We start from the raw sequence: 13,528 nt of genomic DNA on the forward strand, positions 1-13,528 counted from the left end.
GGACAACCGGTTCAACAACGACTGGCACAACAGGAGCAACCGGGTCTACGACGGGCACGACTGGCACAACGGGGACAACCGGTTCAACAACGACTGGCACAACAGGAGCAACCGGGTCTACGACGGGGACGACCGGGACAACCGGCACGACCGGAACGACAGGTACAACCGGAACAACGACAACCGGAGCAACCGGAACTACGACCGGTACCACCGGCACCACCGGTACGACGGGAACGACAGGCACAACCGGAACCACTGGAACTACCGGGACAACAGGCACTTCAGGAACGACCGGATCGACAACGACAACCGGAGGAGCGATGACAGGATCGACCGGGAACACGACTACCATCACCACCGACTCGCTTTATCGCTACATCACGGGCAACGGAATTCCGGGGCACGTCACCGGGGCCTTCCCAAACCCGAACAACCCAAACTCAATCTCGGCGCAGAGCTACAACTGGCGATGCTTCAAATCCCCATCAGCGGCGGGTAGCTACACGGCTGGTGGCCTCGGAAAGAAGGCTGGAACTGCTCGAAACAGCGTGCCGTTTGACCCTTACGCCAACGAGTGGTACCAGAATAACCCGGCGACAGGCTGGCAATACGAACCTAAAGGTGGAGGCGTCAATCTGGGCATCGACTCGAGCAATGCGCACGTCCAGCCTAATGGGGCATACCATTACCATGGGCTGCCCATGGGGCTGCTCAACCTGTTGAGCTACACGACTCAGATGGCGATCGTCGGTTGGGCAGCAGACGGATTTCCGATCTACGGACCTTACTGTTACAGCGTTGCAAACAACTCGTCGAGCGGACTGCGGCAGATGACCTCCAGCTTCCGGCTTAAATCCGGGACCCGGTCGGGCGGCCCGGGAGGAGTCTACGACGGCACATTCGAGCAAGACTGGGAGTACGTAGCGGGACTTGGTGACCTCGACCAGGCAAACGGGCGCACCGGCGTGACACCCGAATTTCCCGGCAGCACCTACTACTATGTTCTCACCAATGCCTATCCCTATATTCCTCGCTACATGCGCGGTACGCCTGACCGTTCGTTTGGATACTGAGACATGCGCTGGATTCTCATCGTCGCAAGCTTGCTCCTCAGTACCCTCTCGCTTGGGCATGACTTGCTCGTCGATACCGTTCGGATTCTCGATTCCGGATCTGAACGGTTCATTTCAGTCGGATTGCATAAATCTGATCCACTAGCGGGGAGAGCAGATTCCGAACTTCGCAAGCGCCTCAAGTTGACCCAAGCCGGAGTCCGGGTCGAAGTAGGCAAGATGGTCACGGTCAACCAAGTTAAGGGCGACATGCTGTACTGGCAAGCACGCTTGGTCGGGACCGGTTCCGGCGAGTACGCGCTGGGTGGTCAACTCCGACCCGAGCTACCAACAATTCTGCTCGTGTTTCGCAATGGACTTCTTGACAAGCAGACCGTCTACCAGCAGCCAACCGCCTCGAAGAAGCCGAGAGAAGAGAGTGGCTTTCTCAGCTTCTTCCGGCTTGGCGTCGACCACCTCTTGGCGGGACCAGACCATATCTTGTTCGTCCTTTCGCTTGTCTTAGTCGCTCGGAGGTTCAAGCAGATTGCCAAGGTTGTGACTGCGTTCACCGTCGCTCACTGTTGCACGCTCGCGTTGGTGGTTCTCAAAGGAGTCACACTCCCTTCCCGCATCGTCGAACCGCTTATCGCTCTAAGCATCGCGGTTGTGGCAATCCAGGCATTTCAGAAAGTGACCTTACGGAAAGGTGGAGGCGATGAGTTTCCTTCGAACCCGCCGGGAAGCTCTGACGAAGAAAAACCTAAAGACTCGCAGGAAGCTGTTTTAAGTCGGACCGAGCGAAACGAGGCTGTTCTCGTGGCTTTTGGCTTCGGTCTGGTTCACGGCTTTGGCTTTGCTGGTGGACTGATGGATCGAGGGTTTGACCAGTCGAACATCTGGTCAGCGCTTCTCAGTTTCAATCTCGGCCTTGAGCTAGCTCAGCTTTCAATCGCGTTACTCAGCTGTGGCGCGATCTGGATATTGTCGAAACGGCCGTCGTTGCAATCCCGCGTCATCCAAATCGCGAGCGGGAGTTTTGCTTTGATCGCCGCCTTCTGGTTTGTCCAACGACTCCTTGGTTCTTAACCCGCTCGGGCGTCAGGGACGGGGCCAAAATGCGTCGGTCCAACGAGCTTCGTCGCCCTTTCGGTAGACCATCGCGCATCCGACCAAAAGTGCGATGAAGCCGAAAGCAGCAAGCAAAGCGCCTAGCGCCATAATCATTCTTCCAACCGATTCCGCAGTGTGCGCCGTGTCGAATTGCTGCCTTGCGGCCAAGAGGCTCGCTGGTTGTTTTGGCTTGACCAATGAGGCTGCACCAATCATCTTTGCCGACGAGATGATAGCTAGCACCAACCCTGCGCCAGACATCAGCATTCCCAGAAGGAACGCCCAGAGACCCCATTTTCGGGTTCGATACCCATCCCGCCACCGTTTCGCAAGTTCGCAAATACAGATCGGCTCATCGGGGTTCACAAACGCCCCAATCTGCCCTCTGCATTGCGGACACCTCGGATTCAACGCTTCACCCTACCCCTTCCGAATGCTGCCCAACAGTATAAGTACGAGCGCCATAATCATCCCGTTACAACCCATGACGGCTCCGCCCAGCCACCAGAGATGCGCCGGATGAAAGCCCTCCGCGCAACTGCCAAAGCTCACAAGCGTCGCACCTATTAGCAGCGCTGTGCCGATCAACATTTGCCGAATTCCGTGCTGAGTTCGGCTCACGACTTCACCGCAGTGAGAGCAGTGGCGTCGACGACGTTCCACTCTTGCCCCACAATTGTCACACACAGAATAGTCCCCGTCGGCCCCTGGGAGAAACGCGTTCTTCGCGTCACTCTGCTCAGCCCGGACCAGGGCAATCAGGCAACCAAACAGTCCCACCGCCCCTAGTGCCATAGACCAACCGGGCCAAGCTGACTTGCCGAATGCGTCAATGAACTCCCAAAACTGACCTCGCCGGGAAGGACTCCAAAGAAGAAACGACAGAAATGTTCCGATCCCGATAAACGAGGAAATGACCATTCCCGCCCAAAGCCATTTCCTCACTTCCTATCGCCCCCGTCCCGTAAGAACGCCCAGTAGACAGCCCACAGCATCAAGCACGTGACGGCGATCCACAGCCAAAGTGACGCCAAGTACGGTGAGACGAAACGCCCAAGCGGATACCAAAGCACGCAGTATCCAAAACACATAAGAGGAGTGACCGACACGAGAAGGACGAGCCCGATAGTGTTCCGGGTGATCTTCCCCGGCTCCCAGCCGCACATTGGGCAGAATCTCGCACCAAGTTTCCAATCCGCACCGCACTTCCCGCACTGTTTAGGTTTATCTGGGCTCACATCACACGACCACTTTTTGCGACGCTGACACTTGCTTGCACAAGCATCAGTCGCGCTTTTCTCCCGACGGCTGCATTACTTTCCAAACTACCCAAGCAAGCCACACCGCTAGGAGAATCCAGGGAAGCGGCTCGATAAAGATCGGAGACACATAGGCCAGAGGACCGCCGATGCAGCAGTAACCAATCGCCATAAACGGAAACACCGCCATCACGGCAAGGAACACCCCAAGTCCAGAGACTTGGTTGGCGACATCCCAGCCGCAGAATTCGCAGATCGTCCGTCCGGGATGCCAGCTTGCCCCGCACTTGGGGCATTCTGATGGTCGTGCCGAACTCATGACCTCGACTTCCTTCGCCAATACTCTAACCCACCGATGATGCCGAGAAACACGAGAGCTCCGGGCCAGAACCACCACTGGGTGAATACCCAGTGCGCCGACCACGCAGAGAACCCTGTTAACCAGCAAGGTGCAAAGCACGCCAACGGACAGACTGCCAGCGCTCCGAGCAGGAAGAAGATAGGAGCAACCGGGTCTTTTGAACTCCAGCCACAAACTGGGCAACAATTCGCCCTCATCTCGAGTCGAGCGTCGCACTTGGGGCAGGGCTTGAACTCAACCTCAATGCTCATGGGTGATTTTTGAGGTCTAGGAACGCCGCGATAAAAACGAAGAACTGGAAAAGAATGAACAAGCCAACACCGGACCAAACCGCAATGAGAAACTCTTCGAGGTGTGCTGGTTGCTGACCGTAGCCCCACAGCATTCCAACTGGAGCGAAGCCGAACAGAAAGGCCCCCGCGTAAACAGCTCGAGTAATGCTAACCCTCATACGTACCTTCTGCTTTGCTTGGCGTGTGAGCGGGAGCTTGCACCGAGAGCAGACACCTTCCTCCTCGGGCAAAGCTATTTGACACCTCGGGCAGACGACCAGCGGATCAAAAATGCTCGACTCACTTCCCATCATCAAACCCCAATCCGATCCACCACTTGACCGCGCCAACGATGCTGAGTGCGACGCCTGCCAACAGAAAGAGTGCGAATGTGTCTCCGGGGATCAACGAAGCCCCCATCGCCGTGCATCCGCCTCCGCAGGCCAGAAAAGCGGTGATCATCATCAAACACCCCTCCAGCCGCATCTTCTTCCCCTTCGCGATCATCTCGGGATTCCGCCAGCCGCAGTGAGCGCAGAACTCCAAACCGTCACCGAGCGTTCGGCGACACTTTGGGCACGATCCACTTGTGTCCAGCATCTTTGATTCAAGACCCCACAAAATAGCTGACTCCCTTGAGCCACTTGACAACTCCAATAAGCCCGAATCCGAACGCGCCACCAACCAGTGGATACCATGCCCAGTAGGCAAGCGGACCGCCTTCAAATGAGTAGCAACTCCCTCCGCAGCTGAGACAAGCAACCAACATCAAGACCAGTCCCTCCAGCCGCAACTTCTTCCCCTTAGCGATCATCTCAGGATTTCGCCAGCCGCAATGTGCGCAGAACTCTGCTCCCTCGGGAAGAGTCCGACGGCATTTCGGGCAAAATCCAAGTTCCAAGCTCACTCGTCCCTCCGAAACCCTCCGCCGCGAGACTCCCACAAGCGGATGCACCCAAGCGCAACAAACACAATGACTAGCCACCAAGCGGTCGGTAAACCCTTTGCGAACAGAATGATGGCCGCTGTGATCGCGGCTACGAGAAAGTTGATTGCAGCCATGGCAAGGCTTGTGTTTCGTTCATGCGTAACCACTCGGTATCCACACTGGAGGCAACTCTTGTCTTGCCGCAAAAGTTCCTTGCCGCAGTTTTCGCACCACCGCTGGTCTTTCCCCACACCCCCATTCTAAACCAAAACTCCCGTCCGCGCGGCGGCGCGGGTCCCGATGGGTGTTGGGTCGGGGAGCGAAGCGAGTCGATCCGGCACCCATCGGGTGGGGTCTGGCATCGGGGCCGCGGCGGGATGTGAACTCTCAACTCCTCACTCCTCACTCCTCACTCCCAACTCCCCACCCAATCCGCCATAATATGAGAGGTACAACGATGTCCGAAACCCTCATCCCCGGCGCCTCTTTTCTCTGCGGAACCCCTGCTCGGTCCTTCACGCCTGAAGACTTTAGCAGCGATGAGAAAATGATGATCGACACCGCCGAGCAGTTCTGCCGCGCGGAAATCATGCCTCATCTGGAGGCGATTGATCATCAAGAGGAGGGTCTGATGCCCAAGCTGATCGCAAAAGCCGGCGAGCTAGGTTTGTGCGGAATCGACTCACCCGAAGCATACGGTGGACTCGGGCTAGGCAAAAACGTCGCCGCGCGAATCCTCGAATTCATGAGCCTCAACGGCTCTATGTCCGTCACCTACGGCATCACCAGCGGAATCAGCCAGGTCGGGCTGTCGCTCTTTGGAACTGAGGAGCAGAAGGCGAAGTTTCTGCCTGCTTTGACGAGTGGCGAGTCCATCGGCGCCTACGCCCTCAGCGAGCCGAATGCTGGCTCTGATGCTCTTTCCGCAACCACAACCGCCGTCCAAAAAGGCGACAAGTGGGTGCTGAACGGCACCAAAATGTGGATCAGTAACGCCAAGTGGGCCGACCAGTTCTTGGTCATGGCGAAGATCAACGGGACCGACTTCTCCGCTTTCATCGTTCCGCGCGATACCCCCGGGCTGACCATCGCCCGCGAAGAACACAAGATGGGGCTCAAGGGGTCATCGACGGCGCGGATCGTGCTTGAGGACGCTGAGATCCCCCTGGATCACCTCCTCTACGAACCGGGCAAAGGACACCATGTCGCCTTCAACGCCCTCAACATCGGTCGCTTCAAACTCTCGTCGATGTCCATCGGCCCTGCCCGAAACGCCATCGAACTCGCCGCTGGCTACGCCCGAGATCGGAAGCAGTTCGGCAAGTCTCTTTCGGAGTTCGGCCTGATCCAGAAGAAGCTCGGCCAAATGGCCGCGCTCTTCTTCGTCGCCGAGTCCATGATCTACCGCACCGGAGCCCTCATCGACGAGGCGTTCGATCTGTACGGCGGAACCATTGACGGCAACCGAAAAGCCGCCGAGGAGTACGCCATCGAGTGCTCGGCCTGCAAGGTCTTCAGCACCGAGGCCGAAGCGTGGATTATCGACGAAGCCCTCCAAATCTTCGGCGGCTACGGCTTCACCGAGGAGTTCCCGATGGCGCGCCACTACCGCGACGCCCGCGTCAGCCGAATCTACGAAGGCACAAACGAGATCAACCGCGTCTTCCTCGCCGACCGCTTCCAGCGCAAGCTCAAGTCCGGCTCCCTGGCTCCGCTCGTCGCGGACTCCTGGATCGCCGACCTCGCGATCAAGGCCCTCCACATGCAGCTCGACGGTCAGATCCAGATTGGCGCGGCTTCCGATCTGATTCTGCTTGCCTTTGCGGAGCAATCCGCAAGACTGCGCGCCCACGGTACCCCCGGCGTCTCGCCGGGCTCCGAAACCCGGCGAGACGCCGGGGATACCCTCTACACCGCCGCCCTCCCGTACCTCAACCTCAAAGCCGCCGAAGCCTGGCAACTCCTCAGCGAGGAGCCGCTGACTTTGCCGAAGGTCGAGAAAATCGACTACGCAACTTTGGCGGACTTGGTCCACCACCACAACGGCCCGGTTCGGTTCAACTAGTTCTTACGCAGTTCGCTTGCGACGGCGCATCAGACCGGCAATTCCTAGGCCGATTGCCGCCATCGAAGCTGGCTCTGGAACAATTTGCATCGCAGGGAATGCTGCACCTAAGTTAGAAGCCGTCGTCGCATTGTACGACGTTGCACTAAGGGCTTGGTACTTCGTACCGTAGCCGGCCGCATTCGGCGGTGAGAACGAATCAAGCACGATACTACTCGTCGAAGTCGAAGGAGTATGACTGAGCATTATGACCAGATCTCCGCCTTTGTAAATGTAAGGAGTCGTAAATTTGATCTCGAATCCCCACGGATTCACAGCTGGAGCGACCGCATTGCCAGGGTAAGCATTTGCCGGAAGCGACAATCCGCCCGTCCTGACAACAACCGGATCCAACATGTTATTCGCAAATGTCGCACTCATAGAACCGACTGCGTTTCTCGCCTGAGCAAATGTCAAAGTCCAATCCGCAAACGAGTCTGCCTGAAACAACGGTGTCGCCTGTGAGGTTGCTCGAAAGTTGATCGCCTTTAGCGGAGTGTTCACCGTGAAATAGCTGAGCTCACTGGCGGCAATCTGAAACTGTACGGTTCGATTTGCCGAAGAGAAAACGTTTGCTGTAGACGATCCACCAGCGGCGGCGAGCGGAGATGAGGTTGCGAATGCTGTCGGAACGGCGGTTTGACCTTGAACTCCAAGAACAAGCCCGACCCCGAGGGTTACGGAGATTGCCACTCGAACACGAGTGATGACATTGATTGATTGATTTCGTTTCATTTTGTCCCAAGCCTACAGAGGCCGCGTCGGCCCCGAAATGATCTCAAACTATTACATCTTGTAATAGTCTCAATTGTAATATATCCCACTTTCTGGAAATCTGGGCTCTCTACTCGTTTTTTTGGCAGAAATTTGGTCGGCTGATTCGAGCATGCTGGATTTGGCACGAGGGAACGCTGTCGAAGAACCGCTGTCTGCTCAAAGTGGGTACCAATCACAAGGGGAAAGCCGGGATCAAAGACGCTTTTTCGTTGCGAAACATTGGAACGAATCGCAGCCAAGCGCGATAGGAACTTCATGAACCGCGACGTTCCCTTCCGCCTTGCTAAACTCCTCCTCGGAGCTGCGTTTGTCGTTTTCGGCCTCAACGGATTCCTCAATTTTCTCCCAGTTCCGCCCATCGAAGGCGAGAATGCCAAGGCGTTCCTTGGCGCCTTGGGCGCAAGCCGATTTATGTCGTTGGTCAAAGGACTCGAAATCATCGGCGGAATCCTGCTCCTCTCTGGTCGCCTCGCCCCGCTCGGACTGCTGATTCTTGGGCCGATCATCGTCGTCATCGCCCTTTTCGACGCGACGATGGACCCCAAAGGGCTCCCCGTTATCGTGGTGCTCGGACTCCTATCGCTCTACATCGCCAGCCGGCACAAAGAGCATTTCGCGCCGTTCTTCAAGCCAAGAGGCGAACATTGCACATTCCACCCCGAGGAACCCAAAGGCTAATCTTGCCACTTCGGCAGATCAGATAGGGTCAGAACCCGCGAGTCTCGATAGACCCGCCGAATCCACTCCTTCGTGTTCCCTTTCTTCTCGTCCTCGATCATATACGCCCAGGTGAGAAAGTACAGCCAAGGCCGCTTTCCAAGCGAGACAGGGTCCGGCAGCTTCCCTTCCTCGCCTAACCCGAGCATCTTTCGGCCCCCAAACCGCGAATTCAGATTCCCCCAAGAAGCCGGATTCTCGTAGTCACAAACCACAAGGTCAACCATCTCATCGCCGGGGTACCAATCCTCCTTCTCTCCGGCATAGCTCGTCCAGGTCCAGACCAGGTTGTGAGCGTCATGAACTTTGGTAATTCGCTCAAACATCAGCCGGTAGAGCTTCTTGCAAGCGTCTCCACCCGATTTGCCCCACCAGAACCACTTCCCTTCTGCCTCGTGTAGCGGCCGCCAGATCACTGGAACTCCGGCCTTATCGAGTCGCTTCAAAGCGACTCCAACCAAGTCGATGTCCCTCACCAAGTTCTTGTAAGAAGCCGAACCAGGTGCCGCCAAAGCCTTCGCAAGATTGAACTTGTCCGTATAAAAATCTCCATCGGCATCGGGCGAAATCCAGTGCCACTGAAACGTCACCAGCCCGCCCCGTTTGTGCCAGGCAATCGCTTTCTCAACATCAAAGTTCCCCTTCTGCGAAGGACAGATCCCGTTAAAGTCGTAACCCATCATCGCGGGCTCTAACCCACCCGTAGCTTCCTTGATGAAGGGTAGGTACTTGTCGTCGCACTGCCCGCTGATAATCCGCCTGCCGTACACCTGATCCAGTAGCCGTTTGAGGCGAAGCGCCGACGGCGACGCCTTCGGATCGCAGAGCGATGTGGTCAGCATTCCAAGACAAGCTATCGCCGTGATCATTTCCTGAATCCTAACAAAAACTGTCGAAAAAGTGGTTGACAAATCGCCTCTGAGATCGCTTATATAGTAAACACTTGTCTACTACTAATTAGTTACCAATTGGGAACTCTACAATGAACAATCACAACGAACCACAATCTCAATCCAGCGGCTATCTCGGGGTTCCGTCCGACGAAGAGCACCCTTTCTTTAGCGATGCAGGTCTTGAGCGCAGAATTGCTTACAGCCGACGTCAAGCACTTCTGCATGCGAACATCATCAACCAAGATCAGAGCAATCCATTCAAAAACGGAGAGCTCCGAAACATCTTGAAAGAGGCAAAGCTCACTCGTCGGCAATACGAGGTCATCAAGCTCCGGGCAAGGGGCCTAACGTTCGAGGAAATTGGAAAGTACTGGAACCGAACGAAGCAAGGTGCCCAGCGGGTTTACCAGCAGGCGGTTAGGAAACTGCAGCGAGCCAGGCGCGTCTATCCGTTCACGGGGCTCAACGAAGTGTATCGCCAGGAGATTCACCGGGGCGGAATCCGATAATCCTGCTGTACAATGGAAGTACAAGCCCTTGGAGTGAACTATGGTTGCCTGCCCAAAATGTGCCCTTAACAACACCATCGACAGCGCGTTCTGCCGAAAGTGCGGCTACGCTCTGCCCCAGGACCTCGTCGCCGAGTCACAACAGAAATTGAAGGAGTTGGTCAATAAGGGAATGACTTCCTTCAATGAAGGCAATACCGAAGAAGCGATGGGAATCGCCGAGCACGCCGTTATGGCAAACCCCGCCTACCCGGAGGGACACGCTTTGAAGGGAATGGTTCACGAACGACGATCCGAGTACGCTCAGGCGCTTGACTGCTTCGAGACCGTCGTTTCGCTCAACCCAGATTCGACAATTGACAAGATCAAGCTCAACCAGCTTCGCAATGCGTTTGCTCAGCGAACTGCCGAGCCAAAGGTTGACCGAAAAGGCGCGCTGATGGCGGCGATGGCGGCTGTTCTGCTCGTTTCTTCGGTTGGCGCAATCACATATCGCGTCGTCAGCAGCTCTAAGGAGACGTCAGGTACTTCAGCTCCGCCTTCTGCGACGCCTCAAGGGAACTTGGTGTCGAATCAGAGCCCAGTGAATCCTGTCAATCCGGGCAACACGATTTCAAACCCTGCACCAAGTACTCCGGGTAACCAGTTGACCGATGATGGTGTGAAACCGCTTGGCGGGGATGAGAGTACAGACAACTCATCAAATCGCGGCGGTCTGCCAAAGCCACGAGATAACGGCTGGCGAACAAATCAGATTGATCCAGTGACTCCTAATGGCCCCATCGGTTCCCGCCCTTCGCGTAACCCGAACAATGGTGGCGGAGCAGGAACTGGGCTGCCTCCGGTCACTGGCAATGGTAACAACGGGGGTGGCAGCGTGCCTTCACCATCAAATCCGCCAAACAAAGGCACCGAAGACACTCCTCCGCCCACGAAGCCGATTACGGATGGAGACAAAGACCCGGGCCAAATCGACATCAAAATTACGAATGCGAAGGGCGCAAGCGGTACTGAGGCGGTCCGCCGTAGCGCAAACGAAATGCTAAAAGGCGGCGACAACGAAAGCGCGGCAAAAGCATTTGAGAGCGCGGCCAAGGCGGGAAGCGGCGGTAAATCTCACCAACGACAAGCCCAAGCTCTGAACGCTTCCGGGAAACGCGCCGAAGCAATTGCGGCATACGAGCGAGCAATCAGTGCTTACGAGAGCGATCTCAAGGCAGGGAAGGGCAACGCGGATGCAAACCAAGCGGGCCTCAACTCATCCAAAGCCGCGCTTCGTGCCCTGAAAAACTAATGCGCCCCCTCGTTGGTCTCCTGATTCTTGTTACCTGCTCGCTTGCAAAGGCACAGGCAGCAACCTGCCTGGTCGCTCAACCGATGCCGCTCGGCGATCAGACGCTTGATTACATCAACACGATGGCGACCGAGCTCGATAGAGTCGGTCAAGTCTCTGCTGTCACCTACTCTCTGAGCGATCCTGTCATCAGGGGGTTGGTAAACGACTCAAAACTCCCTGCTCCATCCACAAAACCCATCCGGGCTGAAGCTCTTGAGGCAGCCAAGGTCATCGGAGCCGTCTACACGCTCTGGCTTGAACCTGCCGAGAACAAGGCTAATCGCAAAACAAGAGGAGTCCACTTAGTCGCAACGCTGTTTAGGAACGGGAAACAGATTTGGACCGACGAGCAAAACCTTGATATTCAAGTTGGTAGCTCAAATGGTGCGCAAGCTTCCGTCCAAGGGATTTGTGTTTCGTTCGTTGAAACCCTCTCTAAAACGACCTTCAAAGACCTTCCCAAGTCAACCAGAATCCGGAGCGACGAACCGAGCAAGGGTCAGGCTCCTATCGTTCCTGATACCTCGGACGATGATGGCGAACTGAACGATTTCGCGGCCGTTCTGGAACGAGTCAAACAGCTTCTCGCGTCTGGGCGCTTGTCAGCCGCCGAGATGTTGCTGCGTGATGCGGTCGACGCCGCTCCTCAGGATGGAAAAAGGCGCCGCGAACTCATCGACTTTCTCCGCTCTAACGGACGCACTGACGAGGCCATCGCCGCCACCGTCGCCAGCGGCAAAGCACTGGGTGACCCCAACCTGACACCACTCGCCGCCCGAATCTTGATTGACGCTGGTCGAACTGGGGATGCCCAGGCGATTTGTAACGAGGCACTGGTTGGGAATCCAAATAGTTCAGGGCTTAGGCTGATTCTCGCCGAGCTTCGACTCCGCGCATCTGCACCCGATCAAGCTCTGAAACATCTGGAGACAGCAATTAAAACCGAGCCTTCGAGCGAAGCCTTCGCACTGCGCTCACTTTGCAGAGCGCTACTGGGTGCCGAAGACGGTTCTCGACTCGATATGGAGAGGGTCCGAAAAGACTCGCCTTCGCTACCGGAAACTCACTACTGGCTTTGGGCGGCGATTTTGGATAGCGCGACGACCGTCGAGGGTCCTGATGTTCGCGCACTATTCCAGAAAGCCGTATTGAACCGTAAGTCTGATGAAGTCGCCGACGAGATTGATGCCCAGGAAAGACTCGCAAAAGCGTGCGTGGCGTTCCTTGGAGATAATCCGGCAAATTTGCGGTATGAGAAGTCCCATGCGAACCGACTATTGGCAATGAACTTGCTCATTCAGTCCATGAGCGAACTCCGCGCATACTGCGCCAAGGGTGATGAGGATAGCCTCTCCGAAGCAAGAATTGACTTCGGCGAGATGCTAAAAGCCCTCGAAAACGCAAAGCTGGAGTTCGCAAAGGAGAGCAAGGATGCAAGAAATGCTGGCACTGATCGGATCGCTAACAATCGTTTTCTTGGTGGGCTACTTGCTCGCCAAGGCATTCGGCCGTAAGTCCGTTCTGGATGCTCGTCAGCGCCGGACTCCCGTCGATAACGCCCGAGTTCGCTTCAAGACTAGCAGTGCCGTTTACCGTTCGCGATTGATCTCTCATGACGACAAGCAGTGGGTCTTCGCAGCTCCCATGCAACGCGACAGCTACATCCCCGTGCCGGTCGGTGAAGAGTGTGTGTGCGAAGTCGTAGCTCGTGGCGGCGTCTTGCTCTTCACATCCAAGGTGATCGCCCGCCAGAGCCAAGAAGGCAGAATCGTCATCGAAGCCCCTGTGAATCCAAAACTCAGGAATCGCCGCGACGACGCCCGACGAATTGACATCCCCATGACGCTGCTCGTCGGAAACCACGGCGGCGAGGTCCTCGATTTATCCACTAACGGAGCCAAAGTCAAACTCTCCGGATTCCAGAAGGAAGGCCAAACTGTAAGAGTCGACCTTCCCGACGGCGAGAGCCGAGCGGGAACCGTCATCGAATCAACCCACGACAGCATCGGTAGCACGGTCCGAATTTCGTTCGATCGCCCAATTCATTTGCCGGATTGAGTTCGCTACTCGATTTCAATTAGCCGACTTGTTTCGAGATTCTCCAGCACGAGTCGTAGCTTTGGGACAAGGGGAATCAAGCAGTCTAGGCGAGTGTCTGGCACCGAAAGCAAGACGACAGAGATGCGGCGGCCAGCAAAGTTTTG

The 13,528-nt window shown here is 56.2% G+C and carries 18 protein-coding genes; 8 read left to right on the plus strand and 10 right to left on the minus strand.

Annotated features, from left to right (window positions below; genetic code table 11):
- On the minus strand, nt 1-355 hold a 355-nt coding region (locus WCK51_09635; protein MEI7577144.1), incomplete at its 3' end, for a hypothetical protein.
- Here WCK51_09635 and WCK51_09640 point away from each other — a divergent pair.
- Nucleotides 324-1,076: a YHYH protein gene (locus WCK51_09640; GenBank protein MEI7577145.1), complete on the plus strand. Its 753-nt coding sequence runs from the start codon at nt 324-326 to the stop codon at nt 1,074-1,076. The genes WCK51_09635 and WCK51_09640 overlap by 32 nt on opposite strands.
- Before the next feature lie 3 nt (nt 1,077-1,079).
- On the plus strand, nt 1,080-2,144 hold the full coding sequence (locus WCK51_09645; GenBank protein ID MEI7577146.1) for a HupE/UreJ family protein: 1,065 nt from the start codon (nt 1,080-1,082) through the stop codon (nt 2,142-2,144).
- A gap of 12 nt (nt 2,145-2,156) precedes the next feature.
- On the opposite strand, the gene WCK51_09650 is transcribed toward WCK51_09645, so the two are convergent.
- From WCK51_09650 to WCK51_09680, 7 genes are all read right to left on the minus strand, one after another.
- Nucleotides 2,157-2,534 (minus strand): hypothetical protein, encoded by a 378-nt coding sequence (locus WCK51_09650; GenBank protein ID MEI7577147.1) that lies wholly within the window; start codon nt 2,532-2,534, stop codon nt 2,157-2,159.
- Between the two features lie 54 nt (nt 2,535-2,588).
- A complete protein-coding gene (locus WCK51_09655) occupies nt 2,589-3,113 on the minus strand; it encodes a hypothetical protein (GenBank protein ID MEI7577148.1) in 525 nt (174 codons plus the stop codon).
- A gap of 339 nt (nt 3,114-3,452) precedes the next feature.
- Nucleotides 3,453-3,746: a hypothetical protein gene (locus tag WCK51_09660; GenBank protein ID MEI7577149.1), complete on the minus strand. Its 294-nt coding sequence runs from the start codon at nt 3,744-3,746 to the stop codon at nt 3,453-3,455.
- 289 nt (nt 3,747-4,035) lie between these two features.
- Entirely contained in the window at nt 4,036-4,239 is a 204-nt protein-coding gene (locus tag WCK51_09665; protein ID MEI7577150.1) for a hypothetical protein, read from the minus strand.
- A gap of 121 nt (nt 4,240-4,360) precedes the next feature.
- The gene (locus tag WCK51_09670) at nt 4,361-4,660 is read right to left on the minus strand and encodes a hypothetical protein (GenBank protein ID MEI7577151.1); all 300 of its coding nucleotides are present in this window, start codon (nt 4,658-4,660) and stop codon (nt 4,361-4,363) included.
- 7 nt (nt 4,661-4,667) lie between these two features.
- The gene (locus WCK51_09675; GenBank protein MEI7577152.1) at nt 4,668-5,015 is read right to left on the minus strand and encodes a zinc ribbon domain-containing protein; all 348 of its coding nucleotides are present in this window, start codon (nt 5,013-5,015) and stop codon (nt 4,668-4,670) included.
- Nucleotides 4,964-5,122 carry a hypothetical protein gene (locus WCK51_09680; GenBank protein ID MEI7577153.1) on the minus strand — a complete coding sequence of 53 codons (159 nt, stop codon included), beginning with the start codon at nt 5,120-5,122 and terminating at the stop codon, nt 4,964-4,966. The genes WCK51_09675 and WCK51_09680 overlap by 52 nt, the downstream gene beginning before the upstream one ends.
- Before the next feature lie 323 nt (nt 5,123-5,445).
- Here WCK51_09680 and WCK51_09685 point away from each other — a divergent pair, with 323 nt between their 5' ends.
- Nucleotides 5,446-7,053 carry an acyl-CoA dehydrogenase family protein gene (locus tag WCK51_09685; GenBank protein MEI7577154.1) on the plus strand — a complete coding sequence of 536 codons (1,608 nt, stop codon included), beginning with the start codon at nt 5,446-5,448 and terminating at the stop codon, nt 7,051-7,053.
- Between the two features lie 3 nt (nt 7,054-7,056).
- Here the strand turns inward: WCK51_09685 and WCK51_09690 are convergent, their stop codons facing one another.
- Nucleotides 7,057-7,827, minus strand: a complete 771-nt coding sequence (locus WCK51_09690) for a PEP-CTERM sorting domain-containing protein (GenBank protein MEI7577155.1) — start codon at nt 7,825-7,827, stop codon at nt 7,057-7,059.
- A gap of 261 nt (nt 7,828-8,088) precedes the next feature.
- On the opposite strand from WCK51_09690, the gene WCK51_09695 reads away from it, so the two are divergent.
- Nucleotides 8,089-8,547 carry a hypothetical protein gene (locus WCK51_09695; GenBank protein ID MEI7577156.1) on the plus strand — a complete coding sequence of 153 codons (459 nt, stop codon included), beginning with the start codon at nt 8,089-8,091 and terminating at the stop codon, nt 8,545-8,547.
- Here WCK51_09695 and WCK51_09700 read toward each other — a convergent pair.
- Nucleotides 8,544-9,455: a glycosyl hydrolase gene (locus tag WCK51_09700; GenBank protein ID MEI7577157.1), complete on the minus strand. Its 912-nt coding sequence runs from the start codon at nt 9,453-9,455 to the stop codon at nt 8,544-8,546. The genes WCK51_09695 and WCK51_09700 overlap by 4 nt on opposite strands.
- Before the next feature lie 113 nt (nt 9,456-9,568).
- On the opposite strand from WCK51_09700, the gene WCK51_09705 reads away from it, so the two are divergent.
- From WCK51_09705 to WCK51_09720, 4 genes are read left to right on the plus strand one after another with little or no spacing between them, the layout of a single operon-like run.
- A complete protein-coding gene (locus WCK51_09705; protein ID MEI7577158.1) occupies nt 9,569-9,988 on the plus strand; it encodes a hypothetical protein in 420 nt (139 codons plus the stop codon).
- A gap of 40 nt (nt 9,989-10,028) precedes the next feature.
- Nucleotides 10,029-11,282: a hypothetical protein gene (locus WCK51_09710; GenBank protein MEI7577159.1), complete on the plus strand. Its 1,254-nt coding sequence runs from the start codon at nt 10,029-10,031 to the stop codon at nt 11,280-11,282.
- Entirely contained in the window at nt 11,282-12,838 is a 1,557-nt protein-coding gene (locus WCK51_09715; protein ID MEI7577160.1) for a tetratricopeptide repeat protein, read from the plus strand. Before WCK51_09710 ends, WCK51_09715 begins: the two co-directional genes overlap by 1 nt.
- On the plus strand, nt 12,765-13,382 hold the full coding sequence (locus WCK51_09720) for a flagellar brake protein (GenBank protein MEI7577161.1): 618 nt from the start codon (nt 12,765-12,767) through the stop codon (nt 13,380-13,382). The genes WCK51_09715 and WCK51_09720 overlap by 74 nt, the downstream gene beginning before the upstream one ends.
- The last annotated feature ends 146 nt before the right edge of the window (nt 13,383-13,528 follow it).

It is taken from the genome of Armatimonadota bacterium (genome assembly GCA_037138755.1).
Taxonomy (GTDB): Bacteria; Armatimonadota; Fimbriimonadia; order Fimbriimonadales; family Fimbriimonadaceae; genus Fimbriimonas.

Bases quoted from the DNA above. Each gene is read 5' to 3' on its own strand.
- WCK51_09640 (MEI7577145.1), top strand. From the start codon at position 324: ATGACAGGATCGACCGGGAACACGACTACCATCACCACCGACTCGCTT.
- WCK51_09645 (MEI7577146.1), top strand. From the start codon at position 1,080: ATGCGCTGGATTCTCATCGTCGCAAGCTTGCTCCTCAGTACCCTCTCG.
- WCK51_09660 (MEI7577149.1), bottom strand. From the start codon at position 3,746: ATGAGTTCGGCACGACCATCAGAATGCCCCAAGTGCGGGGCAAGCTGG.
- WCK51_09665 (MEI7577150.1), bottom strand. From the start codon at position 4,239: ATGAGGGTTAGCATTACTCGAGCTGTTTACGCGGGGGCCTTTCTGTTC.
- WCK51_09670 (MEI7577151.1), bottom strand. From the start codon at position 4,660: ATGCTGGACACAAGTGGATCGTGCCCAAAGTGTCGCCGAACGCTCGGT.
- WCK51_09680 (MEI7577153.1), bottom strand. From the start codon at position 5,122: ATGGCTGCAATCAACTTTCTCGTAGCCGCGATCACAGCGGCCATCATT.
- WCK51_09685 (MEI7577154.1), top strand. From the start codon at position 5,446: ATGTCCGAAACCCTCATCCCCGGCGCCTCTTTTCTCTGCGGAACCCCT.
- WCK51_09690 (MEI7577155.1), bottom strand. From the start codon at position 7,827: ATGAAACGAAATCAATCAATCAATGTCATCACTCGTGTTCGAGTGGCA.
- WCK51_09700 (MEI7577157.1), bottom strand. From the start codon at position 9,455: ATGATCACGGCGATAGCTTGTCTTGGAATGCTGACCACATCGCTCTGC.
- WCK51_09705 (MEI7577158.1), top strand. From the start codon at position 9,569: ATGAACAATCACAACGAACCACAATCTCAATCCAGCGGCTATCTCGGG.
- WCK51_09710 (MEI7577159.1), top strand. From the start codon at position 10,029: ATGGTTGCCTGCCCAAAATGTGCCCTTAACAACACCATCGACAGCGCG.
- WCK51_09715 (MEI7577160.1), top strand. From the start codon at position 11,282: ATGCGCCCCCTCGTTGGTCTCCTGATTCTTGTTACCTGCTCGCTTGCA.
- WCK51_09720 (MEI7577161.1), top strand. From the start codon at position 12,765: ATGCTGGCACTGATCGGATCGCTAACAATCGTTTTCTTGGTGGGCTAC.